The organism is Claveliimonas sp., assembly GCF_037273965.1.
In the GTDB taxonomy this organism is placed as follows: domain Bacteria; phylum Bacillota; class Clostridia; order Lachnospirales; family Lachnospiraceae; genus Claveliimonas; species Claveliimonas bilis.
On the sequence record NZ_JAYAZJ010000081.1, the window covers coordinates 11563 to 36578 of the forward strand.

Annotated in this window: 28 protein-coding genes; 1 reads left to right on the plus strand and 27 read right to left on the minus strand. The window is 44.3% G+C overall.

Annotated elements, in window-relative coordinates; translation table 11 throughout:
* Positions 1-201: 201 nt before the first annotated feature.
* The 12 genes from WJ238_RS07205 to WJ238_RS07260 all read right to left on the minus strand — a co-directional run bounded on the left by WJ238_RS07205 (position 202) and on the right by WJ238_RS07260 (position 10653).
* Positions 202-1518, minus strand: coding sequence for a sensor histidine kinase (locus WJ238_RS07205; protein ID WP_230106851.1), 1317 nt, complete (start codon positions 1516-1518; stop codon positions 202-204).
* Positions 1519-1539: 21 nt separating this feature from the next.
* Positions 1540-2214, minus strand: coding sequence for a winged helix-turn-helix domain-containing protein (locus WJ238_RS07210; RefSeq protein ID WP_230106852.1), 675 nt, complete (start codon positions 2212-2214; stop codon positions 1540-1542).
* A 16-nt stretch (positions 2215-2230) separates the two neighbouring features.
* On the minus strand, positions 2231-2887 hold the full coding sequence (gene phoU / locus WJ238_RS07215; RefSeq protein ID WP_230106853.1) for a phosphate signaling complex protein PhoU: 657 nt from the start codon (positions 2885-2887) through the stop codon (positions 2231-2233).
* 3 nt (positions 2888-2890) lie between these two features.
* Positions 2891-3640, minus strand: coding sequence for a phosphate ABC transporter ATP-binding protein PstB (pstB, locus tag WJ238_RS07220; protein WP_230106854.1), 750 nt, complete (start codon positions 3638-3640; stop codon positions 2891-2893).
* A gap of 13 nt (positions 3641-3653) precedes the next feature.
* Positions 3654-4514 carry a phosphate ABC transporter permease PstA gene (pstA, locus tag WJ238_RS07225; RefSeq protein WP_230106855.1) on the minus strand — a complete coding sequence of 287 codons (861 nt, stop codon included), beginning with the start codon at positions 4512-4514 and terminating at the stop codon, positions 3654-3656.
* Positions 4507-5400 (minus strand): phosphate ABC transporter permease subunit PstC, encoded by an 894-nt coding sequence (gene pstC, locus WJ238_RS07230; protein ID WP_337606558.1) that lies wholly within the window; start codon positions 5398-5400, stop codon positions 4507-4509. Before pstC ends, pstA begins: the two co-directional genes overlap by 8 nt.
* Before the next feature lie 31 nt (positions 5401-5431).
* Complete coding sequence (locus WJ238_RS07235; RefSeq protein ID WP_230106857.1) at positions 5432-6352, minus strand: substrate-binding domain-containing protein; 921 nt, start codon at positions 6350-6352, stop codon at positions 5432-5434.
* 264 nt (positions 6353-6616) lie between these two features.
* Positions 6617-7504 (minus strand): YitT family protein, encoded by an 888-nt coding sequence (locus tag WJ238_RS07240; protein ID WP_316266318.1) that lies wholly within the window; start codon positions 7502-7504, stop codon positions 6617-6619.
* 61 nt (positions 7505-7565) lie between these two features.
* Complete coding sequence (locus WJ238_RS07245; protein WP_230107541.1) at positions 7566-8213, minus strand: GTP pyrophosphokinase; 648 nt, start codon at positions 8211-8213, stop codon at positions 7566-7568.
* 162 nt (positions 8214-8375) lie between these two features.
* Positions 8376-8900, minus strand: a complete 525-nt coding sequence (locus WJ238_RS07250) for a cob(I)yrinic acid a,c-diamide adenosyltransferase (protein ID WP_230106859.1) — start codon at positions 8898-8900, stop codon at positions 8376-8378.
* 87 nt (positions 8901-8987) lie between these two features.
* Complete coding sequence (locus WJ238_RS07255; RefSeq protein ID WP_316266317.1) at positions 8988-10052, minus strand: PTS sugar transporter subunit IIC; 1065 nt, start codon at positions 10050-10052, stop codon at positions 8988-8990.
* Between the two features lie 88 nt (positions 10053-10140).
* The gene (locus tag WJ238_RS07260; RefSeq protein WP_230106861.1) at positions 10141-10653 is read right to left on the minus strand and encodes a cysteine hydrolase family protein; all 513 of its coding nucleotides are present in this window, start codon (positions 10651-10653) and stop codon (positions 10141-10143) included.
* A gap of 405 nt (positions 10654-11058) precedes the next feature.
* Here WJ238_RS07260 and WJ238_RS07265 point away from each other — a divergent pair, with 405 nt between their 5' ends.
* Positions 11059-11328, plus strand: coding sequence for a hypothetical protein (locus tag WJ238_RS07265; RefSeq protein ID WP_230106862.1), 270 nt, complete (start codon positions 11059-11061; stop codon positions 11326-11328).
* Between the two features lie 19 nt (positions 11329-11347).
* Here WJ238_RS07265 and WJ238_RS07270 read toward each other — a convergent pair whose 3' ends face one another.
* The 15 genes from WJ238_RS07270 to WJ238_RS07340 form a co-directional block, all read right to left on the minus strand.
* Complete coding sequence (locus WJ238_RS07270) at positions 11348-12772, minus strand: ABC transporter permease (RefSeq protein WP_230106863.1); 1425 nt, start codon at positions 12770-12772, stop codon at positions 11348-11350.
* Positions 12741-14309, minus strand: a complete 1569-nt coding sequence (locus WJ238_RS07275) for a COG1361 S-layer family protein (RefSeq protein ID WP_337606559.1) — start codon at positions 14307-14309, stop codon at positions 12741-12743. The genes WJ238_RS07270 and WJ238_RS07275 overlap by 32 nt, the downstream gene beginning before the upstream one ends.
* Positions 14306-15016, minus strand: a complete 711-nt coding sequence (locus WJ238_RS07280; RefSeq protein WP_230106865.1) for an ABC transporter ATP-binding protein — start codon at positions 15014-15016, stop codon at positions 14306-14308. Before WJ238_RS07280 ends, WJ238_RS07275 begins: the two co-directional genes overlap by 4 nt.
* A gap of 191 nt (positions 15017-15207) precedes the next feature.
* Positions 15208-15564, minus strand: coding sequence for a stage V sporulation protein AE (gene spoVAE / locus WJ238_RS07285; RefSeq protein WP_230106866.1), 357 nt, complete (start codon positions 15562-15564; stop codon positions 15208-15210).
* A 17-nt stretch (positions 15565-15581) separates the two neighbouring features.
* Complete coding sequence (locus tag WJ238_RS07290; protein ID WP_331471513.1) at positions 15582-16592, minus strand: stage V sporulation protein AD; 1011 nt, start codon at positions 16590-16592, stop codon at positions 15582-15584.
* Positions 16589-17056 (minus strand): SpoVA/SpoVAEb family sporulation membrane protein, encoded by a 468-nt coding sequence (locus WJ238_RS07295; RefSeq protein ID WP_337606560.1) that lies wholly within the window; start codon positions 17054-17056, stop codon positions 16589-16591. Before WJ238_RS07295 ends, WJ238_RS07290 begins: the two co-directional genes overlap by 4 nt.
* 44 nt (positions 17057-17100) lie before the next feature.
* Positions 17101-17538 (minus strand): stage V sporulation protein AB, encoded by a 438-nt coding sequence (locus WJ238_RS07300; RefSeq protein WP_230106868.1) that lies wholly within the window; start codon positions 17536-17538, stop codon positions 17101-17103.
* A complete protein-coding gene (locus WJ238_RS07305) occupies positions 17486-18169 on the minus strand; it encodes a stage V sporulation protein AA (RefSeq protein ID WP_230106869.1) in 684 nt (227 codons plus the stop codon). The genes WJ238_RS07300 and WJ238_RS07305 overlap by 53 nt, the downstream gene beginning before the upstream one ends.
* Before the next feature lie 231 nt (positions 18170-18400).
* Complete coding sequence (gene sigF, locus WJ238_RS07310; protein ID WP_230106870.1) at positions 18401-19114, minus strand: RNA polymerase sporulation sigma factor SigF; 714 nt, start codon at positions 19112-19114, stop codon at positions 18401-18403.
* Entirely contained in the window at positions 19093-19560 is a 468-nt protein-coding gene (spoIIAB, locus tag WJ238_RS07315; protein ID WP_230106871.1) for an anti-sigma F factor, read from the minus strand. The genes sigF and spoIIAB overlap by 22 nt, the downstream gene beginning before the upstream one ends.
* A 1-nt stretch (position 19561) precedes the next feature.
* Positions 19562-19873, minus strand: a complete 312-nt coding sequence (locus tag WJ238_RS07320; protein ID WP_230106872.1) for an STAS domain-containing protein — start codon at positions 19871-19873, stop codon at positions 19562-19564.
* Positions 19874-19961: 88 nt separating this feature from the next.
* Positions 19962-21281, minus strand: coding sequence for a tetratricopeptide repeat protein (locus WJ238_RS07325; protein WP_230106873.1), 1320 nt, complete (start codon positions 21279-21281; stop codon positions 19962-19964).
* Between the two features lie 18 nt (positions 21282-21299).
* Complete coding sequence (locus WJ238_RS07330) at positions 21300-21437, minus strand: hypothetical protein (protein WP_230106874.1); 138 nt, start codon at positions 21435-21437, stop codon at positions 21300-21302.
* A gap of 28 nt (positions 21438-21465) precedes the next feature.
* Positions 21466-22767 carry a bifunctional folylpolyglutamate synthase/dihydrofolate synthase gene (locus WJ238_RS07335; protein WP_337606561.1) on the minus strand — a complete coding sequence of 434 codons (1302 nt, stop codon included), beginning with the start codon at positions 22765-22767 and terminating at the stop codon, positions 21466-21468.
* Entirely contained in the window at positions 22764-24980 is a 2217-nt protein-coding gene (locus WJ238_RS07340; protein ID WP_337606563.1) for an LTA synthase family protein, read from the minus strand. The genes WJ238_RS07335 and WJ238_RS07340 overlap by 4 nt, the downstream gene beginning before the upstream one ends.
* Between the last annotated feature and the right edge of the window lie 36 nt (positions 24981-25016).

Genomic DNA, 25016 nt, shown 5'->3' on the forward strand with positions numbered 1-25016 from the left:
CCCGCAAAGCGGGGCAGACCGATGAAATCGGTCCGGATTGCACTTCGTGCAATCATTATACCATACTTATTTACTGTTGTATGCCGAATTTTCATGGAATTTCGCCTGCTTTCCCGGCATTTTGCCCGATTTTGGAATCGAAAAGCCTCTTATACACAAAAAGGAAGGTATGCTTTCCCATTCATATCCTTCCTCTTTGGTCTATTTTTCAAATGTCAGTTCCATTTTTGTCCCTTTATTTAATTCACTTTCCACCTGTATATGTGCATTGTGAAGCAGCGCTCCATGCTTTACGATGGAAAGTCCCAGGCCTGTCCCCCCTGTTTCCTTGGAATGGCTCTTATCTACCCGGTAGAAACGCTCAAAAATACGCTCTTTTTGATCCTCCGGAATACCGATCCCGGTATCCGTGACGATTACCTTCACTCCTTTAAGCGTGTTTCCGACCCACACATCAACCCGCCCTCCGGGACGATTATACTTGATCGCATTTTCACAGATGTTATAGATCATCTCGCTCAATACTTGCCTTATTCCCAGGATAGTTACCTGCTCTCCGCTCATTTCTACATGAACATTCCGCTTTTCCGCCTGGTGAGAAAGTCTGCTGCATATCTCTCTTGTCAGAGTGTACAGCTCCACTTCTTCTTTCTCTATGTCCACTCGTCCTTCATCCAGCTTGGAAAGGCGTATGATATCTTCTATTAATACGATCAGGCGGCTTGCCTCATTATAAATCCTCTCTGAAAATCCCTTCACATCTTCCGGTCTTACCAAGCCGTTCATCATAATTTCTGCATATCCGGAAATGGAAGTCAGCGGTGTTTTCAGCTCATGGGATACATTTGCCGAAAATTCTTTTCTCATATTAGCAATTGCTTCTTTTTCTTTGTTCTGCTTATCCATACTTTCTAACAACGGCGTCAATTCCTCATACACATCATTTTCCAGCGGGTTTTCCAGATTCAGTTTGTTGATCGGTTCAATCAGCCTTGCAACCTGCCATTTTGCCAAAAGCCAGGCAAAAATCATCATGATAATGGCAATTGCCGCCATAGCAGGCAATATAGTCAAAGCTGAATGGAACGCATTATTTATCGTTTTTGATACACGGAGCACAGTCCCATCTGAAAGCTTTTTCGCATAATAAAACATTTCGCTTCCTTTCGTATCGGACTGTCTGATATCCTGCCCTTCTCCGGTTTTGAATGCTTCCTTCACCTCCGGGCGGTCTGCATGATTCTCCAATTCCGGATCATCCTGGCCGGAATCATACAAAACCTCTCCGTTTCCGTCAATCCAGGTAACTCTTGTATTTTCCCGGACTGCATCCATCTGATCCAGATATTCATATCCGGAAATTTCGATGGCACGGATGATATAGTCTGCTTCCTGCTGTATCTCGCCTTCTACAACATCAACCGTCTGCCGATATACAAGCAAAGTCACAATCGTATAGGAGATAAGCAGTGTGGTTGTGATAACCAGCATCATACTCCTTTGTATTTTACGTCTCATAAAAACTCCTGTTCAAAACTTTTATTCACTGATGCGGTATCCGACTCCGCGCACCGTCTGGATCTGCTCTCCCGCATCTCCAAGCTTCTGACGCAGTGTACGCACATGTACGTCAACGGTACGGGTTTCACCGTCAAAATCATAGCCCCATATATCTTCCAGAAGCTGATCCCTTGTAAGTACGATATCAGGATTTTTCATCATACGTTTCAGAAGCTCAAATTCTTTTAAAGTCAGAGTAACAACCTTCCCGTCGGAAGAAACCTCGTGCTTTTTCACATCCATGATAATATGACCGAGGGCGATCTTATCCTCCGCATTTACCGCACTTTTTCTGCTGCGTCTAAGAACTGCCTTTACTCTGGATACAAGCTCCATCATACCGAAAGGTTTCGTCACATAATCATCTGCTCCCAGATCCAGTCCCTTTACTTTGTCATACTCTGTCCCTTTTGCCGTCATCATGATCACGGGGATATCCCGTGTCTTTACGGAAGCCTTCAATTGCTTCAAAAGAGAAATTCCATCCTCTCCCGGCAGCATGATATCAAGAAGAATAAGCTCTGGCGTATCCAGCGCCAGAGCCTCAAGAAATCGGCTTCCATCTTCAAAGCCGCGAGCTTTGAACCCTGTTGTCTCCAGAGTATATACTACAAGCTCACGGATATTATTGTCATCCTCTACGCAAAAAATCATCCGTTTTCTCCTCTATTTATGACTCAACAGTCTGCATTCCTTTGTGAATACCGGTAATGGAAAATTCAACCCACTCTGCAATGTTGGTCGCATGATCACCGATACGCTCCAGATATTTTGCGATCATGATCAGATCTACTCCCTGCTCTCCGCGGTTTCCTTCAGCGATCAGGTTAATGACTTTTGTGCGAATTTCATCAAACAGTGCATCAATCCTGTCATCTGCGTCCATTACCTTTCTTGCCAGCTCCAGATCACGGTCTACATATGCAGATACGCTGTCATTCACCATCTTAGCCACGCCTGCAGACATCTCCTCGATTTTCTTAACATCTCCCGCCTCGGACATTCCGGCAGAAATGATGATTTCTGCGATATCAGCTGTCTGGTCTCCAATACGTTCCATGTCTGTGATCATTTTAAGGGCTGCAGAAATCTGACGAAGATCTCTTGCCACCGGCTGCTGCTGCAGAAGAAGCTTCAGGCAGAGGCGCTCTATATCCTTTTCCATCTGATCGATGCTCTCATCGGCACTCATAATCTTTTTTGCCTGTTCTATGCTGCCTTCCACCAACGCTTTTGTTACCCTGTTGATGGCAAGCTCGCACAGCTCTCCCATGCGAGTAAGCTGTTCATTAAGAATCTCAAGCTGCATATCAAATTTATTACGCATATCCTATCCAAACCTCCCTGTGATATAGTCTTCTGTTCTCTTATCAGAAGGAATTGAGAACAATTTCTCTGTATCATTGTATTCAATGACTTCACCCAGCAGGAAGAATGCAGTATTATCCGATACACGTACTGCCTGCTGCATATTGTGAGTTACCATAACAATAGTATAATCCTTTTTCAGTTCCATCGCAAGATCTTCTATTTTAGATGTAGAAATCGGATCCAGAGCGGAAGTCGGCTCATCCATCAGAAGCACCTCCGGTTCCACTGCAAGAGCTCTTGCAATGCAAAGTCTCTGCTGCTGGCCTCCCGACATTCCCAATGCACTCTTTTTCAGTCTGTCTTTACATTCTTCCCAGATTGCGGCATTGCGCAGAGATTTTTCTACAATATCATCCAGTTTCGCCTTGGAATGTATCCCATGTGTTCTGGGGCCAAAAGCAATATTGTCATAGATGCTCATGGGGAAGGGATTCGGCTTCTGGAATACCATTCCCACACGCTTTCTCAAAAGGTTCACATCCATCCCTTTAAAAATATTCTGTCCGTCCAAAAGGATTTCTCCGTCAATACGGCATCCCTCTACCAGGTCGTTCATACGGTTGATGGATTTCAGCAACGTAGATTTACCACAGCCGGAAGGCCCGATAAATGCAGTGATCTTATTGGCTTCAATTTCCAGATTTATATTTTTGAGGGCTTTAAAATCCCCGTAATGCAGATCGACATTTTTAATACTTATCTTTCCCATTTCCATTCCCTTTCTATGCTTTTGTCAGTTTTCGCGCAATCACGCTCGATAACGCATTAATACCCACTACAAGAACCAGCAGTATAACCGCCGTAGCGTATGCCTGATCCATGTAAAGACCTTCGCTGGACAAATTATACATATGAACTGCAAGGGTACGCCCGGATCCGAACACACTGGAAGGAATCTGGGCAACGGTTCCTGCTGTATAGATCAATGCTGCTGTCTCGCCCACGATACGTCCGATTGCCAGGATAACTCCTGCCAGGATTCCGGGAATCGCTGACGGAAGCACAATACGGAAGACGGTACGCAGTTTTCCTGCCCCAAGCCCGAAGCTTCCTTCACGATAAGAGTCCGGCACCGCTTTAAGCGCTTCTTCCGTGGTACGCATGATCAGAGGAAGAATCATGATGGACAATGTAAATGCTCCTGCCAAAAGGGAAAATCCCCACCCGAGCGTATTAACAAAGAACAGCATACCGAACAGACCATATACGATAGAAGGAATACCGGAAAGTGTCTCTGTAGTAAGACGAATAATTTCTACAAATTTGTTTCCTCTTCCTGCATACTCAACAAGAAAGATTGCCGAGAAAATTCCGAAAGGAACCGCAATCAGCAGGGAGAGCAGTGTCATAATAACGGTATTGATCAAAGCCGGCACAACCGAAGCATTTTCCGATGTATAATGAAGTGAAAACAGAGACGGTGTAATGTGCGGCAGACCATTGAGCAAAATATATGCTATTAAGAAAAGTAAAACAGCAAAGGTAATGAAAGCTCCCAACAGCACCAGCAGCAACACAACAAAAGAGCCCGGATGTTTCATATATGTTTTTAATTTATCGCCTATGGTTGTCTTATTACTCATGATCGGCCCCCCTCTTCAGTAATGCAACGCTGAAGTTGATGATAAGGATAAACACAAACAGTACCACTCCTGTGGCAATTAGTGCCTCTCTGTGAAGATCTGTTGCATATCCCATCTCCAGTACGATATTTCCGGTCAGAGTACGAATACCCTGAAGGATACTTTCTGCAAATCTCGGCTGATTTCCAACAATCATAATAACCGCCATAGTCTCACCGATGGCGCGTCCGATCCCCAATACGATGCCTGCAACCACACCTGACTTTGCCGCCGGAATGATCACACGGAAGATACTTCTTTCCTTTGTTGCGCCAAGAGCAAGAGATCCTTCATAATAGTGCTCCGGCACTGCCCGCATAGCGCTTTCTGTGGTTCCGATAATCGTCGGAAGGATCATCATGCCAAGAATCAGAGATGTTGTCAGGATACTGTTTCCATCTCCCGAGCGGTCTACCAGGCCCGCTCTTTTAAGTACCTGTCCGAAGTCACGGATCAGCGGCACAACAACTACCAGGCCGAAAAAGCCATACACAACAGAAGGGATGCCTGCCAGCAGCTCTGTCGCCGCTTTAAGCGGTCTGTAAATCTGTTTCGGGCAGTACATTGCCATAAATACAGAAGTCAGAATCCCAATCGGGACACCAAAGATAATAGCTCCGGCTGTTACATAGAGACTGCCGACAATCATGGGCAGAATCCCGAACATATTATTATTGGGACGCCAGATATCGCCTGTTATAAATTTTACAAATCCTATTTCTTGAATTGCAGGGACGCCATTTGCGAACAAGAAGATACAAATGAGAGCTACCGCCAGCACCGAAGCGCAGGCGGCAACTAAGAACACTCCCTGCATGAATTTTTCAGTCCATGCTTTCGATTTCATTTTCTCTTTTTCCTCTTATCCTACTGTAAGATTATTCTGCAATTTCATCCCAGGAGTAAACTTCACCTGTGTAAATAGATTTTACCTGATCAGATGTCATATCTTCTGTAGGATTGTTGTTGTTTACGATTACAGCAATTCCGTCAGTTGCCATTACTGTAGCATCAAGCTGGGAAGCTTCATCTTCTTTCAGCTCTCTAGATGCCATACCGATGTCATAGCTTCCTTCAATTGTGTTTGTCATACCTGTTGTAGAATCAGATGTCTGAAGCTCAATATTTGCATTCGGATTTACTTCTTTGTATGCCTCGATCAGTTTTTCCATTACAGGTGATACAGAAGAAGATCCGCCTACTACTGCATCTCCGGATGGCTGTGTTCCTTCAAAAGCTGCCACATCTGCAACCGGAATATATCCTTCTTCCTCTACTACTGCCTGTCCTTCTGTGCTCATGATATAGTTCATGAAGTCAGTTGCCACTTCGTTGTTCAGATCTTTTGCTACTGCAATGTTAAATGGTCTGGATACTTTGTAGTCACCGCTTACAACATTGTCTGCTGTTGCTTCTGCTCCGTCAATCTTCAGAGCCTTTACACTGTCATCAAGAGATCCAAGAGAAATATATCCGATAGCATATTCATTCTCTGCAACAGTTGTCATCATAACAGAAGTGTTGTTTGTGATCTGTGCGTCTGCAGTTGTCATATCAACTTCTTCGCCGTCTACTTCTTCCACAATACCAAACAGTTCTGTGAAAGCTCCTCTTGTACCGGATCCGTCTTCACGGGATACGATCGTGATATCGTTTGCTGCATCCCATTCAGAAGTGCTTTCTGTGCTTCCGCTGTCAGAGCTTGTATCTTCGCTTGAATCAGAACTTCCGCATCCTGCAAGCATTCCTGTCATCATTCCTGCTACTGCTAATACTGCCATAAACTTTTTCATTTTCATAGTTTTTAATCTCCTTTTGTTTCCTGCAATATTTTGTATGTATTTCCTTGACAGTAGCTATCATATAAGACCAATGTTAAATCTGAAACCAGCCGAATGTTAAATCTACGTAAAATTATTTATCCTGTAGAAATTATACCCTCTGGTGAAAAAAATATACACTGCGGGCAATGAGTTCCGCTTTCAGAACTCTCAACTCTCATGCCGAGTGCAGCCGCTTTAGCGGCAAATTTCCTGTTAAATAAAAAAAGACCTTAGCTGCCGCTAAAGCCTTTTTTCAAAGTTTCCGTCTACTGCACATCCTTCTGTAAAGATCATAAATGCGTCCGGATCAATACTATGTACGATTCTCTTGATCTGTCCCACTTCATATTTGGATATCATTACAAATAAAATATAGGAAGTCTTATTCGTATATGCTCCCTCACCGTCCCAATTCGTCACGCCTCTCCCGAGCTGTTCCATAACTGCTTTCGAGATGCCTGTCTTTTTAGTAAAGATCATAACACTCATATTGATATTTTGAATATGAACCCTGTCAATTGCTATGGACAATATCGTTGTATAGATCAGTGAATAAATAACGATTTCAATATTAAACATAAAAAGACAGATCATATATACAAATATATTCATAAGAATATTAATACGCCCCACACTGAAGCCCGGATACTTTTTTGTACAGCAAAGTCCGATAATGTCCTGTCCTCCGCCTGAACTTCTTCCTCTAAGGACAAGTCCGGTTCCTGTTCCGGCAACGATGCCTCCAATGATACACGATGTCAGATAATCGTCAATTACCGGAGTCGCCGGAATGGGAATAATCATCAGGAAAATACTCTGAATAGCAACTGTAATAAGTGTCTTTACCGCAAACTGCCTTCCCAACACCCGGTATCCCAGATAAAACAACGGAATATTCATAATAAAGTAAATAAGACCGGAAAGATCCAAACCGCCCGGCACCGGCACATGCATCACCTGTACAACAAAAGTACGGAGCAGCTGAGCGATTCCCATGAATCCTCCATTGTACAAACCAAGGGGCGTGATCAGCACATTAACTCCCAAGGCGAATATAAAACTGCCGGCCACAGCATCTATTCCCTGCACCAGCACCTCTTTTTTCTTCTCACTTATTTCATTCAGCATTTTCCCTCTTCTCCTCTTCCTTCCTGCATCTACTCAAATAAAAGGGACCTAAGCCTACTGCCTAAGTCCCTGACTGTTCTTCCAGACAAGCCTGAATTGCTTCGTTTAACGAAAGCATCTTTTCATCCAGCGTTGACACCATCTCTGCACATTCCCTCAGATCCCGGCTGATATATTCCGGAGCATTTCCCTCAAATTTATAATATATCTTATGCTCCAGACTCGCCCAGAAATCCATAGCAATGGTACGGATCTGAATTTCCACCTTGGTATCTACCACACTGTCGGATAGAAAAATCGGAACAGATACCAGCATATGATAGCTTTTATATCCGCTCTCCTTCGGATTTTTAATGTAATCCTTAATAGAAAGGACTTTCAGATCACTTTGATTTCCTATCATTTCTGCCAGTTTATAAATATCTGATGTAAAAGAGCATATCAGACGCACGCCTGCAATGTCATTCACATACTTTACCATATTTTCAATGGAAGTCTCATGTCCGTTACGCTTTAATTTCTTTACAATGCTTTCCGGCGTTTTAATTCTTGTCTTGATATGTTCGATCGGATTATACTGATGGACATGCTGAAACTCATCATTTAAGATTTCCAGCTTTGTTCCTACCTCCTTCAAGGCAGACGTATATAAAAACATGATGGTTTTCCAGCTGTCCACATCCTCATAATACTTAAATGTTGCTCCCATGTTGTTTCCGTACTCCTTCACCCGCCATGTCAGCGCAAAATCTTTGTTTTCCTGCATGGCTCATTGCCTACCTGAATATTATATCATAATTTCAGAGCATTGTCATAGAGTTCATACTTATTTAAGAAAGAGTTCACTGCAGAAGCCACATTTCCAATATTATTAAAATTCTATTCCTTCCCTTGCCGTTCGCCCTTCATCGTATGGATGTTTGATCTTTGTCATCTCCGTTACATAATTGGCTATCTGAAGAAGCTCATCTGATACGTGATGTCCGGTCATAACTACCTCCAGGCCGCGCGGTTTATGCTGAAGGAAATGGATCAGTTTCTTTTCACTTAACAGTCCAAGATCAGCCGCGCACACTGCTTCGTCCAGTATCAAAACATCAAAATTGATACAGAATTTGGCAATCTCATCCAGCGCCTTTGTATTATAATGCCGATATTCGGCCTTTTCATTGCTGTTCATCTGATTATAAAATTTGACATGTCTTTTTCCCGGCAGGCATGTAACATTGGGAAGCTGTTCCAACACTTTTCTCTCATTAGAATTGTTGTCTTTCATAAACTGGAATACCAGAACCTTCAGACCGCTGCCCGCTGCCCGGACTGCCTGCCCCATAGCCGCGGTAGTCTTTCCTTTTCCATCTCCATAATAGATATGTATCATTCCAGTTCCTGTCATATGTATACCCCCTGACATTTTGTCATACTGTAGTTTCCGGCCACGCCGGCTCCTCTCATCTATTAACATATTGTAGGGGTTCTTATGCTAGAAGTCAAGCTGCATATCTCCGAATTTGATCCACTGCCGCCTGCGCATAAATTCTGAAATAGCCAGAGTCACCACGGCCGGAAGAAGAATCTGGATCAAAAGGATCTTGATCAGTACTATACTGGCCGGTTCTGTCTGGATCATAGTCTGCCAGGTCATGATCTGTCCTACCAGACCTGCTGTTCCCATTCCTGACCCTGTCGCATTGCTTGTCATATGGAGCACAACTGTTCCAACAGGCCCAAGGATTGCGCTGGAAAGGATTGCCGGAAGCCATATGACCGGTTTTCTTACAATATTGGGCACCTGAAGCATGGATGTGCCGATTCCCTGGGCCAAAAGTCCGCCAACTTTATTTTCTCTGTAGCTCGCCACAGCAAATCCCACCATATTGCAGCAACATCCAACCGTTGCGGCTCCGGCTGCCAGCCCGGATAAATTGAGGATAATCCCAAGGGCCGCTGAACTGATAGGGAGGGTAAGGATCATTCCCATCAGAACAGATACAATAATTCCCATTAAAAATGGCTGCTGCTCTGTTCCCCAGTTAATAATAGCGCCAAGGCCTGTCATAAACTGAGAGATCGGAGGACCGAGAAGCAGACCTACTGCTGATCCTGTTCCGATCGTCACGATAGGTGTTACCAAAATCTCTACTTTTGTCTTTCCGGATACCATATGTCCGAATACGATGCCGACATAGGCAGCAATAAAGGCTCCAAGAGGTTCCCCCGGGCCTGAATATACCATCGTTCCGTCCACAAGCACTGTCCCTGCAAGAAGATTGCTTGCAAATGCTCCTGCCATTCCTGCCACACCGGCAGATACAGTCACGAGCTGGCCTTCCTTAAATTTTGCCGCCACACCGACGCCGATCCCCGCTCCTGTCAGGGACGCTGCCACCTTTCCGATAGCAAAGATCATATCTCCCACGCTTCCGCCGATAAGAGTTCCGATCTGCTGCACGATCGTTCCTATGATAAGCGTAGCAAAAAGCCCCTGTGCCATTCCGCTTAAACCGTCAATGAAAATGCGGTCCAATACTTTTTTTAATTTTTCCATAATACCTTCTCCCTTATCCTTCTGAATACACTTATGTTTTTACATGTGTCTTGTCACTTGGAAAGTGTATCACAAGGCGAAGGGGAAGTCAACGAATTTCTATCTGACACATTTCCATAGTCTGAATAGCCGCTTCATGTGTCTTGACTGTAACCCCTGCACAGCAGTTCTTTGAAACAGCCACAGGAAGTTCCGGAGAAACTGCCTTGATAAGAAGAGCATTGGACACCACACAGATATCCGTGCAAAGCCCGATCAGCTCTGCCTCTTCATATCCGCCGGTCTTTACTGCCTCTGCCAGATCCACACTTCCAAAAGAAGGTTTCTCTGCCACATGTTCAGCATATCCCTTTAGCTCATCAATAATCTCCCATCCTTTTGTCCCGCGGATACAATGCTCTACCGGCAATTTTGCCCCTTCCTGAGTTTTAAGATAATCTTCCCCGTGAGTATCCTTTGTAAACCAAATATCCCATCCTTCCTTTTCTGCTCTTTCAATTCTTGCTTTTACATTGGGAACAATCTTTTCTGCCTCTTTCGTCCCTAACGCACCTGTCACGAAATCATTTTGCATATCTACTACGATCAGAAGTTTTTTCATAGGTATATTTCCTCCTATCTTTTCTTTTGTCAAGCGTACAACATTCCCTTAAAATTTTCAATGACCGGCATGCAATATTCCTGATTTAGACTTTCTTCAGAATGTTTAGATCTTCCTTATGATATCTTCATTTTTTCTTTAGATGAGTGTCACAGATTAGACATATTTATCTTATATACTAAAACCATCAAATAAATGAAGTTGACGGAAGTACATAGAAAAAAGTCTTGGATTTCTGCCAGCTTCGCCTAAAGACATTTAACTATTTTTAGATAGATTTACCTTTTTTCTCTTATTTCCTTTTTTCAGGAGCAGCCTAACCAAGCTGCTCCTTTTCCTGTTTACAACCTCCTGCCGCAATGCTATACTGCCAATAAAGACCAAATAACAGAAAGGATGAACGGTATGTTCCGATTGTGGGCAAAAGAATTTAAAGATAATCGAATGATCCGCGACACAGTCATATGCGAGGAAAGCATGGATACAAGAACCCACAAAATATTCCGCGCCCTCGATTCCGTCTGCTACGAATTTGATCTTAGCAAGCCAATATGGCTGGATTCTACTATTCAGGAATTTAAACGGCACAGCAAAGCGCGTTTCTATCAGGACAATTTTGTGGATTCTATTGATTTTGATTATCTGGAAATCCAGGTTATAGAAGAAGGAGACTGAATATTCAGCCTCCTTCTTTTTAGTCATTTCGTATCGCCGCCAGAGGGCTTAGCCTCATAGCTCTAAGCGCCGGAAAATAGCCGGCCGCCATTCCTACAAATACAGCAAATACAACTGCTGCCATGATAAGCCACAATGGAATATAGGAAATTTCCCCTTCTATTCCCATAGCCTTACTGGACGATACAATAACATTAATAACAGTCGAAATGATATAACTTAGAATACTCCCTATGGCTCCCCCCAGCAGCCCGATAAATGCCGCTTCCATCAAAAACATTTCTTTTATATTTCTCAGACTGCATCCCAGCACTTTAATAACTCCGATCTCCTTCGTCCTCTCATAGATAGACATCATCATAGTATTGGCAATTCCGATCGCTGCCACAAGAAGGGAAACTGCTCCGATCCCGCCAAGAACAGCCTGTATGATTTTAAGCTGCCCTTTGGCGCTTTCCAGATATTCCACATTAGTGTCTGCCTGAAATCCCATCTGCCGGATCATAGCCGCTGTCTCGTCAACCGCATGAATGTCGTCCACTTTTACCTGCGCCTGTGTATAACTGAACTCTTTATATGGCTTTCCGGATTTTGTAACCGGCTGTCCGGGAATCGCCCTGCCGGAAAATTCTTTCTTCAGCATCGGTTTTAATGTATCCAGATCACAATAAACATTATAGTAGTGACTATTATAGAAATCCACATCACCAGCCACTACTCCGCTTGCATGCACTGCATGTTTTTTAGCCGCTTTTGTCGGATTTTGCCCTGTCCCTTCTCCGTCAGTCTGATCACCTGTGCCTGCGGACATCGCTGAAGGATCCTGTCCTGCCTGATATCCTGCTTCATCCAAAACGAGGAACATAGAATCATGTGCCAGATCGATATCCGGAAGTTCTCCCGTTTCGTAATAACTATTATTACCTTTTTTATCTGCAAAAGATGTAATAATCCCATTTCCATAAAGCAGCTCCAACTGTCCTGTCCCTGTCTGCGGCAGCCTTCCTCCCGGAGCCAGGTCAATATTCTGCGATGCCAGTCCTTCCGGCGTCATTGCTATCAGCTCCGTCCAACTCTGATATCCTCCTTTCAGAAGCATAACCGACATCCTGTACACAGGCTGCGCTGACACTACATGCTCAATCTGTGAAAACTGTTCTACAACAGAATCTGTAATCCATTTTTCTTTTTCCTCTTCGCCGGCTCCACCGCTGCTGTAGGACGTCATACCGTTTCCCGTGCTTCCGCTGCTGACCGTGATCGTGTTAAGGCCTCCCGACTGCTCAATCTCCTGATAAATCATCTGCTGCATCCCAAGACCCAGAGAAATCATGACAACAATGGAGGTTGTCCCAATGATCACACCCAGGACAGTCAGAAATGTCCGAAGTTTTCTGCGCTTTAAGTTTCCACTACTCATTCTCAGAAGATCGATCCAGTTCATCCAGCAATCCCTCCTCTTCCAGAGCGTCCGTTTTCTTCTTCTTTCCCTTTCTTACAACAATGACAGCTGCCGCCGCTGCCAATATGACTGCCGCCACTGCTACAGGAATCACTGGAAATCCCTTTTCTTCCTCTGTATTGGAAAAGTCAGTCATAGCTGCGGTATCTTCCATCTCTGTGATTTCCAACTGAAAGGTTTTCTCTGCTGTAGCTACCTGTCCTGCCTCGTCTTCATAACTTAAAGTCATCTTCATGTCTTTCATGCCTGATGTAGGTTCTGTCCCCTCCAGCATTGCATCGATATCCGTACTTGCACCAGGTTCCACATTTCCTAAAAATATCTCTTCTTTTTTGATTCCTTCACCTTCAAACACTGCTTTTACATTATAAAGCTTTACTCTTCCCAGATTATAGAGACTGCTGGTAATGTTGGCTTCCTCCCCTGCCGCAATCGTAGCTGGAGTAATCTCAAAATCGCTCATTTCAAACCTTGCATCCTGTTTTACAGGAATGGACAAGCTGGAGGCAGCCTCTACCTGTGCTGCATTTCCGTCTTCATATTTCATAGACAGATTAATACTGTATGGCTTTTGTACTAAATCTGCTTTCGCATTCAGCTGAATGGAAATATCTGCTGTTCCCCCTGCTTTGATCCCATCCAGATAAATGGAGCTGGAGCCTGATGAAGGAAGAAATGCCGGTGATGTCGTCTGCTCATCGGATCCTTCTGACGGTGCCTCCAGATCAAAAAGCATATTGGAAACTCTCGTTGCCTTAGATGTGTTTTTCAAATGTATTGTAAGCGTAAAATTGCTTCCTGCTTTTACTTCAGCCGGATTTGTGTCGAATCCTGTCACGATCACTCGCGGAACAGATCCGGAAGTATTTCCTTCTCCGCCTCCTCCTGTCACAGCTCCATTGTCAAAACCTCCTGCAGCTGCCAGAAGCTGTGAACTGTTTCCATCTAAAAATCCGTCTGTACTTCCAGAGTTTCCGGCACTTCCAGAGTTTCCGGATCCTGCCCCCATCTGATCTGATCCCTGTGGGGAAGCGGGCTTTTTATCTCCTCCCGTCTGTGGTTTCTGCTGCTCTTTTGCTGCAATATTGACATAGAAGGAACTTGTATTTAACACCTCTTCTCCTTCTTCTCCAAAGGCAGATATATCGAAGCTTAAAGTGTATCGTCCCGCATCTGCGTTCTTCCTTGCTGTAAAATCAAACGACACTTCCCCGCTTTTTCCTGCCTCCAGCGTTTCTATTGTCTGACTGTAGCTTTGATATTCCGTCTGAAACGGCCACTTATCTCCACTGTTTCTAAGTTTGGGGACAACTGTGATTTTTGTCAGGTCACTTTCGCCCGTATTAGCGATACATACTTTGAACTCCTTTTTATCGCCTTGTTTGTATGTAAGAACCTTATTATCCGGAACACTGACTTCTAATTGACTGGCTGCTGCTTTAAGCGGCGTCGGACTTACCATCCCCCAGATCACCGTCATCATCAGAACCGCCGCTGCTATTTTTTTTACCTGCTTCATATTTCCCTCTCCTTTTCTCTCTGTTTTTCTTCTACTTTTACAATCTTTCCGTCTATAATATGAAAAATCCGGTCTGCATAAGACGCAAGCTGCAGATCATGAGTCACCATGACAAGTGTGCGCTTCTGCTCTCTCACAACCGTCTGCATAAGATGCATGACCTCTTTGGATGTGTGGGAATCCAGATTTCCCGTAGGCTCATCAGCAAAGATAATATCCGGTTCCATAACAAGCGCTCTTGCTACGCCTACCCTTTGCTGCTGTCCTCCCGACATCTGATTCGGAAGATGCTTCTTATGTTTTCCCAATTTGACAAGATCCAGCATCTGATCTGCCTTTTTCATTCTTACACTTCTTTTTACCCCGCGGAAACTTAAGGGAAGCGCAACATTTTCTACGGCATCCAGCGTTCCGATCAAATGAAAAGACTGAAAAATAAAGCCTACATGCTCCCTTCTGAATTTGACAAGCTGCTCCTCATTCATCTTCTCTATATGCCGTCCACTGATTACAACTTCTCCCTTTGTGGGTTTTTCCAGACCGGCCAGCATATTAAGAAGAGTAGATTTACCTGATCCGGACGTCCCTACAATTGCACAGAATTCTCCCTTATAGATCTGAAAGCTGACCCCGTTCAGAGCCCGCACCGCTTCATCACCTACACGGTACAATTTGTAGAGATCGTTCACCTCAATGACTTTTTGCATGCTCTGTATATCCTCTCTTGGCTTATTTCATACTGCCTTTTCCGTACAGGACAGTATCTCTGCATTCAGATAATCAATGTCAGAATACTGCTCCTGCATGGAAATGCATTTCTGTAACGTATGCAGGAAGAGCGTATCATACAATTCCTAATATAACCTTAGGTTTTTCTTTAATATTGTCTTAAGATTCTTTATTTTTTCATTTTCGGTTCAAAGATCAGAGAAGCAAGATATCCGAAGATCAGAGCTGATGAAATTCCGGCTGCACTCGCCTGAAATCCTCCCAGGAAAATACCGATAAATCCGTTCTCCTCAATTGCTTTTTGCACTCCGCTCCACAGAGTATTTCCAAAACCGAGCAGTGGAACGGTAGCCCCCGCCCCGGCAAATTCCACAAAGGGCGGATAAATATGAAAAAAGCCAAGCACTGCCCCGCTGCACACCAGCAGCACCATAATGCGGCCCGGCATCAGCTTTGTCCGGTCCAGCAGAATCTGGACCAGGGCGCAGATAATGCCGCCGACCCAAAACGCATTGAAATATTCCATATCACACTCACACCTCCTTACGCTGTTTCCAGCACAATCCCATGGGCGATTCCGGGTACGCTGGATCCCTCATTATAGCTTACCGTCGACATCAGTGCCCCTGTAGGGACAAAGAGCACTTTCTTCCATTCACCGCCCGCTATCTTCGGTAAAATATAAGAGGACAACGTCACTGCCGCGCACCCGCATCCGCTTCCTCCGGAATGGGTATCCTGTGTTTTCTGGTCGAAGATTGTCATTCCGCAGTCTATATGATTCTTTTCTATATCCACTCCTTTTTCCCGCATCAGATCTACTAAAATACTTTTTCCTACATACCCCAGATCCCCTGTAACAACCCGGTCATATTCCTCTATGCTTCTTCCGAAATCTTCCAGATTCTGCATAATGGTATCTGCTGCCGCCGGCGCCATACATGCACCCATATTCTGGGAATCTTTCAGTCCGTAATCTATAATTTTCCCCACGGTCACGCCGGTGATCTTTACCGGACTTTTCTTCCTCCCCACCAGGAAGGCAGCGCTTCCTGTTACAGTCCAGTGGGCCGAAAGCGGCCGTTGATTCGCGTAGCTTAAAGGGAAGCGAAATTCTTTTTCCGCAGTCCCGAAATGGCTGGATGTCACAGCCAGCATATATTCCCCGTAACCGGCCGCCACTGCCATAGAGGCAAGCGCCAACGCTTCCCCTGAAGTAGAGCATGCGCCGAACAGACCAAACATGGGAATCTGAAGCTTTTCCACGCCCATGGATGTGGCAATTCCCTGGCGCAGCAGGTCTCCTCCGTACAGATAGCGGACCTGCTCTGCTGACACATGTGCCTTTCCCAGTGTCAGGATACAGGCTTCACTTTGCATCGTACCTTCTGCCTCTTCCCACGTCTTTGCTCCAAACAGATTATCTCCTACCATGTCAAACAAATTTCCCAGCGGTCCCTCTCCCTCTTTTTTGCCTACAACAGACCCGCTGCTGATCAGATACGGTGTCTCTGTGAAAGAAAGACTCTGAGCTCCTTTTGTTTTCTGGATCATCCCAAGACACCTGCCTTTCCTGTCAGCCAGTAAATAAATCCCAGAAGCCAGCTTGTGAAGATTCCATATAAAATGACCGGCCCGGCAATGGTAAAAATCTTACAGCCGATTCCCATAACCTGTCCTTCTTTTTTATACTCAATAGCCGGTGCCGCCACAGAATTGGCAAATCCGGTGATCGGAACCAGGGCCCCGGCTCCTCCCCATTTTGCAATTTTGGGATAAAGATTCAGTCCTGTTAAAACAGCACTGATCAATACCAGAATAACCGAATTCCAGCTTCCGCTCATATTTTTATCCAATCCGCATTTTTCACAATAATTCAGTATAAATTCACCAATCATACAAATGATCCCGCCTGTAATAAATGCTTTCAGCATATTAAGCGGAAGATTATGGACCGGTGTCTTTTTCTTCACATATTCTTCATAAGCTTTCTTTTCTTTTTCTGTTAAATTGCCCACGTTTGATCCACCCTTCCTCTTTAAAATTTCATTGGCACGGCCTTTTAAAATCCTCCCCAGCGATTCCAGAAAAACAGCAGTCCTCCGACACATTTTCCCACAGCCATCCCCAAAATTGCCCACGGTATACATCTTGAAATCTTAATCCTTCTGATGAATACAGGAAATACATTCAGAACCTCTGCCAGCGCCATTGCCCAGCATCCGGCAAACATGCCTGCCAGGATCCCGAAAAGCGGCAGGATCCATGTTCCTCCCGGAATAGATATCTGAAAAACAAAAAATATATTTCCCAATATGCCTCCTAATGCAGCCGCATCCTCATAAAGCAGAATGTGCTCTCCCGTATGGGTCCTGTCGGCAAAATCTGATAAAATCCCCAGTTCGATAATAAAGGAAAACAGACCGCCTGCCACTGTGATTCCGGCGCTAAGTCCTATGAGGCCCAGAATGACCTGCTGTATGATCTGTTGTCCCCACATCAATTTCCTTCTCCTTTCTGGAATAAGCCTCAATCAGAGTACTCTGTATTTCATTTTCATAAGTTCTCATTTCCACCTCAATGGGAGTCGGATCTGCCGAAAACCGCTTTTTTCCGAAATGATTGAAGAATACAAGGATCCCCATAATCAGACCGATACAGTAAGTAAACTCCAGAACTGTAAATCCGTCGGATACTTTTCCGGTCAGAAGCGTATAAATCTGCCGAAAGAGTTTTGCTGTATCCACATCATTGTTAAAGGCCATAATAGAAAACGCCGCCCCGGCAAATGTTAAAAATACTACTCCGGCTGTCTTGGCGATGTGGACCGCTTTGCTTCCTGATCTTTTATCTGCCAGAGTAATGATGACATCCGGCTCTGCAAGATTCTGTACCTCTGCCTCCGGAAATTCTTTGTGGATCAGCTCGATCACCTTCAAAACAGAGAGAACTGTCCGGCTGACCTTTTTATCCGCAGAATGAAAACGAAAAAGCTTCAGAGTTTTTACTTTAGCAAGGATAACCGGATTGCTGCATTCTACCTGAAAAATATCCCCTAACGTCACATCCGGTTTGGTAACTTCTACATTCCTGTCTGATTTTATATAAATTGTCGCTTTCACCTGAGACACTTTCTGGCACCTCCTGTTCTATCCTCACCAGTGTACCGTCTGTAACCTGTTCGCTGCCTCTGACATCCCGAAAATAATAGATTACTCCTACAGCAACAGCTAATGTCACCACAAAGATAAGGCATACCCTTATTTTTTTCCTGGCTTTCTCCATACGTTTCTCTCCTTTTCGTATAACCTTGATGTTTAGTATGGTTTCAGCCAGTAAAAAATATACATTGGGTATGCCTTTTAAATCTTCTCTCTCATTTCTTCCAGAATCCTTTTTTCCATTCTCGATACCTGGACCTGTGATATACCGAGTATTTTTCCTACTTCTGTCTGGGTTTTATTTGCAAAATATCTCAAATAAATAAGCTGTCTTTCCTCCGGCCGGAGCTGTTCCAAAAGCTGGCTAAGCAGCATACGGTTTAAAACCGCTTCCTCTCTTTCCTCCTTTTCCTCCAGCTTATCCAAAAGCTGTATCTCGTGGCCGTCCTTCTGATAGATTGTCTTATGAAGCGACTCTATCTCTGCCCCCGCCTCAAGGGCAAGTACAAGTTCTTCTTTATCAACCTGCATCGTCTTTGCAATTTCTCCAAGGGACGGTTCATCCCCGTTTTCACCCTGCAGTTTTTCTCTGCAGCAATGGGCTTTGTAAGCCATCTCTTTGAGCGAGCGGCTTACTTTGATCATACCGTCATCCCGAAGAAATCGTTTGATTTCTCCGGAGATCATAGGAACCGCATAGGTGGAAAATTTCACATCATAGGACAGATCAAATTTGTCTATCGCTTTTAAAAGCCCGATACTTCCGATCTGAAACAGGTCTTCTGCTTCCGCCCCACGGTTATAAAATCGTTTTACCACACACCATATCAGCCCGGTGTTTTCCTCCACAATCTGTGCTTTTGCCTCTTCATCCCCTTGGTGAGATTTCTGAATCAAAGCGATTGTGTGGTCCATAATTCCCTTCCTTTGCCGATTTCCTTTTTCATTTTTACCGTTGTCCCTTTCCCGGGCGCTGATTCCACCTCCAGTTCATCCATAAAAGCCTCCATAAAAGAAAATCCCATTCCGGATCGTTCCAGATCCGGTTTTGTAGTAAACAGCGGCTCCATAGCCTTTTTCACATCAGTGATCCCCACTCCCTGATCCGAAATTTCAAGATAAATTGATTTTCCCTGTATCCACGCCTTAATATGTACTTTATTAAGCGTACTGTTATAGCCATGGATAATGGCATTTGTCACCGCTTCCGACACAGCCGTCTTGACATCAGACACCTCTTCCACTGTAGGGTTGAGCTGAGTCATAAATGCCGCCACTGTGACTCTTGCAAATGCTTCATTGGATGAATGACTGTCGAAACTCACTTCCATTTCATTGTATACTTCCCCGATATGTTCCATTTTATTTTTCCTCCTCATATAGCTGCATGATCTTCATTACTCCTGACATTGTCAGTATTTTCTTCATCCGCTCGCTGGTATGCACTGCCCATACCTCGCCACCCATCATGTATACTTTCTTATAGCGTCCCATAATTACCCCGATTCCGGAACTGTCCATAAAACTGGTGTCTGCAAAGTCAAAGATAATGTAGCGGATGTGTTCTCTGTCAATGAGATGATCCGCCTCCTTTTTAATCTCTTCTGCATTGTGATGATCCACATCGCTGGGCAGAAAAATCGTAAGACAATTTTCCTGTACCTGATACTTCATATTGTATTCCTCCTCAAAAATAGTCTATCTATGACAAAAGGATATGTAACTTTTATTACATATCCTTTTCTTTCGTATCACCACTGTTCTATTGTTCTTCCCCGGTATCTTCTGTCTGTCCCGATGTGTCAATGTCGGGGTAATTCTCTTCCACTTTCTGTTTCCAGGTATTGGCATTTTCCGTATCCCCGGAAGCTTCATAGGCCTGGGCCAGAAGCCACATTGCCTGTCCATCGTCATAGCCTTCGTTCATCTGCATGACTGTACTTAAATTTGTAATGGCATCCGCGTAATTAGCTACCTGGAAGTTTTCCTGCGCCGTACTGTACAGCACCTCACTGTAACGACTGTAAATGTCCCCTGTCATGGTATCAAACTGCTCCCGTCCCAGAGTTCCCAGAGAATCCGCATTCACTTTTAAAAGCTCTTCCACCATGGCAGAATCACTCATGTCCTGATTCAGATAATGATCGTACATACTAAGAACGATCTCATAACTGTCCAGTGTGGACTTGGCTGTCTGCTGGGCATTTTCTGTCTCCTCACTTGTAGCGCGGTAACTTTCCAGCTCTGTCTGCAGTGCGCTGATCTGCGCCTCCTGTTCTGCAATCTGATCGCTGAACTCCCGCACCTGTTTATTGGTCCTGTCTGCAGTAGAACGGTTCACTGCCGGCATGATCAAAAACCACATGACCGCAACCCCCACTACAATACCGATGATAATATTGATCACTGTCATCAGTCCGGCATTTTCTTTGACTCCGCTGGACGCCGGCTGAATGATCGTCTCATTGCCGATGTTGTATGTGACAGTCTGAGGTTTTTCTTCCTTCTTTTCTGCCTGCTTTATGGCCCTTTTACGGCGCAGCTCATTCATCTCATGCATATACCGCAGTGTGATGTCGTTTGTAGTATCCAGTTTATGTGCTGCCTTTAAAGTATGCTTTGCTTTTCCATACTGCTGTGTGTGTATATACAAAAGAGACAGCAGCTGATATGCCTTTAGAAAAGTCGGATGGGCATCCACTACTTTTTTCAGCTGGATAATTGCCAGATCTTCCCCATCCTGGTAACAGTAATCCAGACTTTGATTAAATTTTCGTATTGCCTGATTTACCTTCTCCAGCTCTGTCGGATTCTCCTGTAATTTTTTTATATAATAATTGGCAATGTTTTCATGAGACTGGAAATTTTTGCTTAAGATCCATTCCACCAGAGCTTCTCCCACTTCGCCCCGGCCATAATAAACCAGTCCCAGCAAATTTCTTGCCGCAATGTTTTCACTATTATACTGAAGGCTCTTCTTCAGAGATCCTATCGCTCCCGACATATCTCTGATACGAGCCCGTTTAAGGCCATCATTATACCAGTAATTGGACTGATATACTAATTTCTTTGTATACTCCATATGATCCCCGTATTCTTCCTATTTGTTCGTCTGTTCAATCATTTCCCGAAGAATGTCTGTCATATCAGTAAGGTCTTCCTGATATACGGCATCTTCAATATCCTCTACTTCTACACTTGGCTGAAATTTCTTCAGCTCTTCTTCATAATTCAGCATTTTCATACCTCCTTTAAGCTGGCAGGTGTCAATTCATTTCCACTTCTTTTTCTTTTATCATCCGGCGTATCTCTCCGATCAGATACAATGACCCGACACAGAACAGCTTTCCGTTTCCCTTTTTAGCGGCAGCTGTAAGAAACGCCTTCTTCACATCCGGACATATACAGACTTCCCGGCTTGTATACCGATGAAAAACTTCTGCCAATTCCCGGGCAGAAACTTTTCTTCCATCTTCTATTTCTGTGATAATATACTGTTTTGCCGGAACTTCCCGGCAAAGGATCTCGATCATTGTCCCGTATTCTTTATCTGCCACAGCAGAAAACAAAATAACTGCTTCCGTTTCCTTCAAAGCTTTCAGCGTATCTGCAAAGACACGTACTGCCCCGGGATTATGGGCTCCGTCCAGAAAAATTCCCGGAAGGATTTCTTCCATTCTCCCTTCCCATGTAACAGACGCCACCGCTTTCTGCCACATTTCGTAATCCTTTTCCTTATCATCCAGGACACATTCCATTGCCTCCAATGCAAGGGATACATTCATAGGCTGGTAAATTCCGCATCCGTTTATACTCCAAAGGACATCTTTATCATACGCACTGCTTCTTGAAAAAGCAATATGTTTCTTAGTGATTTCCCGGATTTCGTACGCATTTTTCGTAAGTTTTCTACACCTGGCATGAGCCTCAAGCGCACGCTTTATGATTACTTCTGACGCTTCCTCATCTGTGCCGTCGAAAATGATCGGAACTCCTTCTTTTATAATTCCCGCCTTCTCTTTTGCAATTTCCCTGACTGTATTTCCCAGATACTGGGTGTGATCCAGACTGATAGATGTAATGATGGTAAGAATCGGATGCTCCACTGCGTTGGTAGCATCCAGCCGTCCTCCAAGGCCGGTCTCCAGAATAATGTATTCCACATCAGCCTCTTCAAAAGCCAGCATCGCCATTCCAAAAAGAAATTCAAAATAGGAAGGATGGGCAATGCCATCTGCTGCCATCCCATCCACTGTCTTTTTCACCTTCTGAAATATCTCCAGAAATTTTTCGTTCCCTATCTGAATATTATTGACCCGGATTCTTTCATTTATCACGATCAAATGTGGAGATGTGAAAAAACCGGTCTTTTTTTTCATTGCAAGAAGAATCGCCTGCATATATGCGCATACGGACCCTTTTCCGTTTGTGCCGGCCACATGAATGATCTTACGATCTATCCCGGGATTCCCCAGCCTTCTTAAAAATTCTCTTGTATGGGCAAGCTCATGCTTTTCCGTAAATTTAGGAATTTCCGCTATATATGCAGCTGCTTCTTCATATGTCATTTTCCTGTTCCCCTTCCTCCGGTCGCTTCTATCCATGAAACGCCTTTATCTGCACTTCCGGTGCCCGGTCTTTCGATCAGTTTGCCATCCTGGTATTCATATTCACAGGATGTGCGGAAAACAGTATTGCTGGATCCCACCTGGCTGACAGTAATGATATCTCCGTTTTCCAGCGTTGTCTCTGAAAGCTCTATTCTCGTGTTATTTAAAAATTTGCTCTGCTGCCGTTCCCCATTGACATATACTCTGCTGTTCTTTGTAAAATTCTGTCCGTACAGACTGTACCCTTCATCCAGCTTCGGTACAAGATCGGTAAGTTCCACATCTTTAACGCCCATCTGCATATGTCCTTCCGTGATAGGCGGATTGCCGTTATAGACATATTGCTCTCCGTACATAATATCATACTGAAGCAGCTCCAGGTCAGCGAGGTAATTTTTTGTCTGGCGGCGTTCCTGATGATAATTAAAAACTGTTCCTGAATGGATATCCAGTCTTTCCAGAACATCCGCTACGATCTGATAGGAAGGAATATTACGGTCTTCTTTTTCCAGACCGATATTATCCCAGATCACATAATTTGTATTGTACAGGTATCGGCTCTTCAGATCCTCTGCCTCCAGCCCCATAGTCGGAAGATGGTCACCATAAAAGACAACAACTGTCGGCTCCCCTCTCTCCTCAATTTTCTGAACCAGTTTGCCGGCAAAGGCATCCATCTCATATACCTGATTTACATAGTATTCCCATTTATTTTTTGTCGCCTCATCCTCGATCCCTTCTACTTTGATCTTCGGATTTTCAATTATTTGCTCTTCCGGATAATCTCCATGGCCCTGAACACTGACACCAAAAACAAAATCCTGCTGCTCTGTCGTGTCCATTGCTTCCAGAATATGATCGATCAGCACATCGTCTTTCGCCCAGCCGTTTTCTGTTGTCTGAAGGATATTCATAAACTCCTTGCTGGTGAAGGAATCGAATCCCATCTGATTATATACCTCTGCACGGCTGTAAAAATTACCTCCGTTATTGTGAAGTGCATGTGTGCCGTAGCCAAGGGCAGAAAGGGCAGACGCCGCACTCTCTGTCGGCTGATATTTTACAATCGTCTTATAAGGATATTCTCCAGGTCCGAAATAACGCATATTCATTCCTGTCAGCACCTCAAATTCCGTGTTGGCTGTCCCTGCTCCCACGGATGGCACCTTGAAATATCCAGACGAATATTCTTTAAACATGGCGTGAAGATTCGGAGAGGCATCCTCCGATGTAGTGAAAAATTCCGCCTCATCTACATCAAAATAAGATTCCAGCTGGATAAAAATGATATTGGGAAGCTCTTCATCCGAGCGGCCTGTCTCACTTTTTGTAAGTTCTCCGTTATTGCTGATTTCCGCAATTGTCTCTTCACTGTATCCGTTAGGTTCGTCAATTCCGGTATTAAACAGACTCGCCATAAAACAGTAGGGAAGACCATAATCTTCATAGGCAAAAGCAATATTTCCAAAATAGTTGGATACAACCCGTTTATCAAGCGCCGCCTGCGAAACAAAAGTATAAAGTCCGAAACAAGCTGCAATACCTATAAGAGCTGCAATACGATGCATTTTGCCTTCATATTGTCCGCCCCGGCGCCACATGGAAACAACCCAGAGAACGACCGCCACAATACCTATGACAAGCACGATCAGCTCGATGGGGTCAAAATAATTATTGATAAGAGACACTGCATCTCCTGCTACTTTCAGGTCCTGGGCGTTAAAGGGCGTTACCCTCTTGATCAGCATATAGCCGTTGGCGACTCCCAGCACAAGCCAGAGTACGCTGATGATGATTCTGGCAAAGACCCTTCTTCGCACCAGATAGACCACAGTGAAGGTCATAAAGATCATAAAGGCATTGTAAAGAAATACCAGCGGCGATCCCACCATATAATCCCAGGCCTCAAAGGCAGAATGCCTTGAAATGGCCTCTATGATGAAATTGATCACACACGCCCAAAAGGCATGAAGCAACAATGAAATTCTGTTCATAAAAGCATAGATTGGCTGCATCTTCCGGGCAAAAGGGCCGTTCCGCCGCTCTTCCAGTATCCGCTCCCGGCGCTCTTTCTTCTTCCGGTGCCATTCCTTTATATCTTCCTTTTTTAAATGTCTCAATTTCGAAAAAGTGCCTTTGATATCCGGCTTTTTCAAATGAATTTTTTTCATTGTCATCCCTTGCCTTTTTTATAATATATCTGGTCC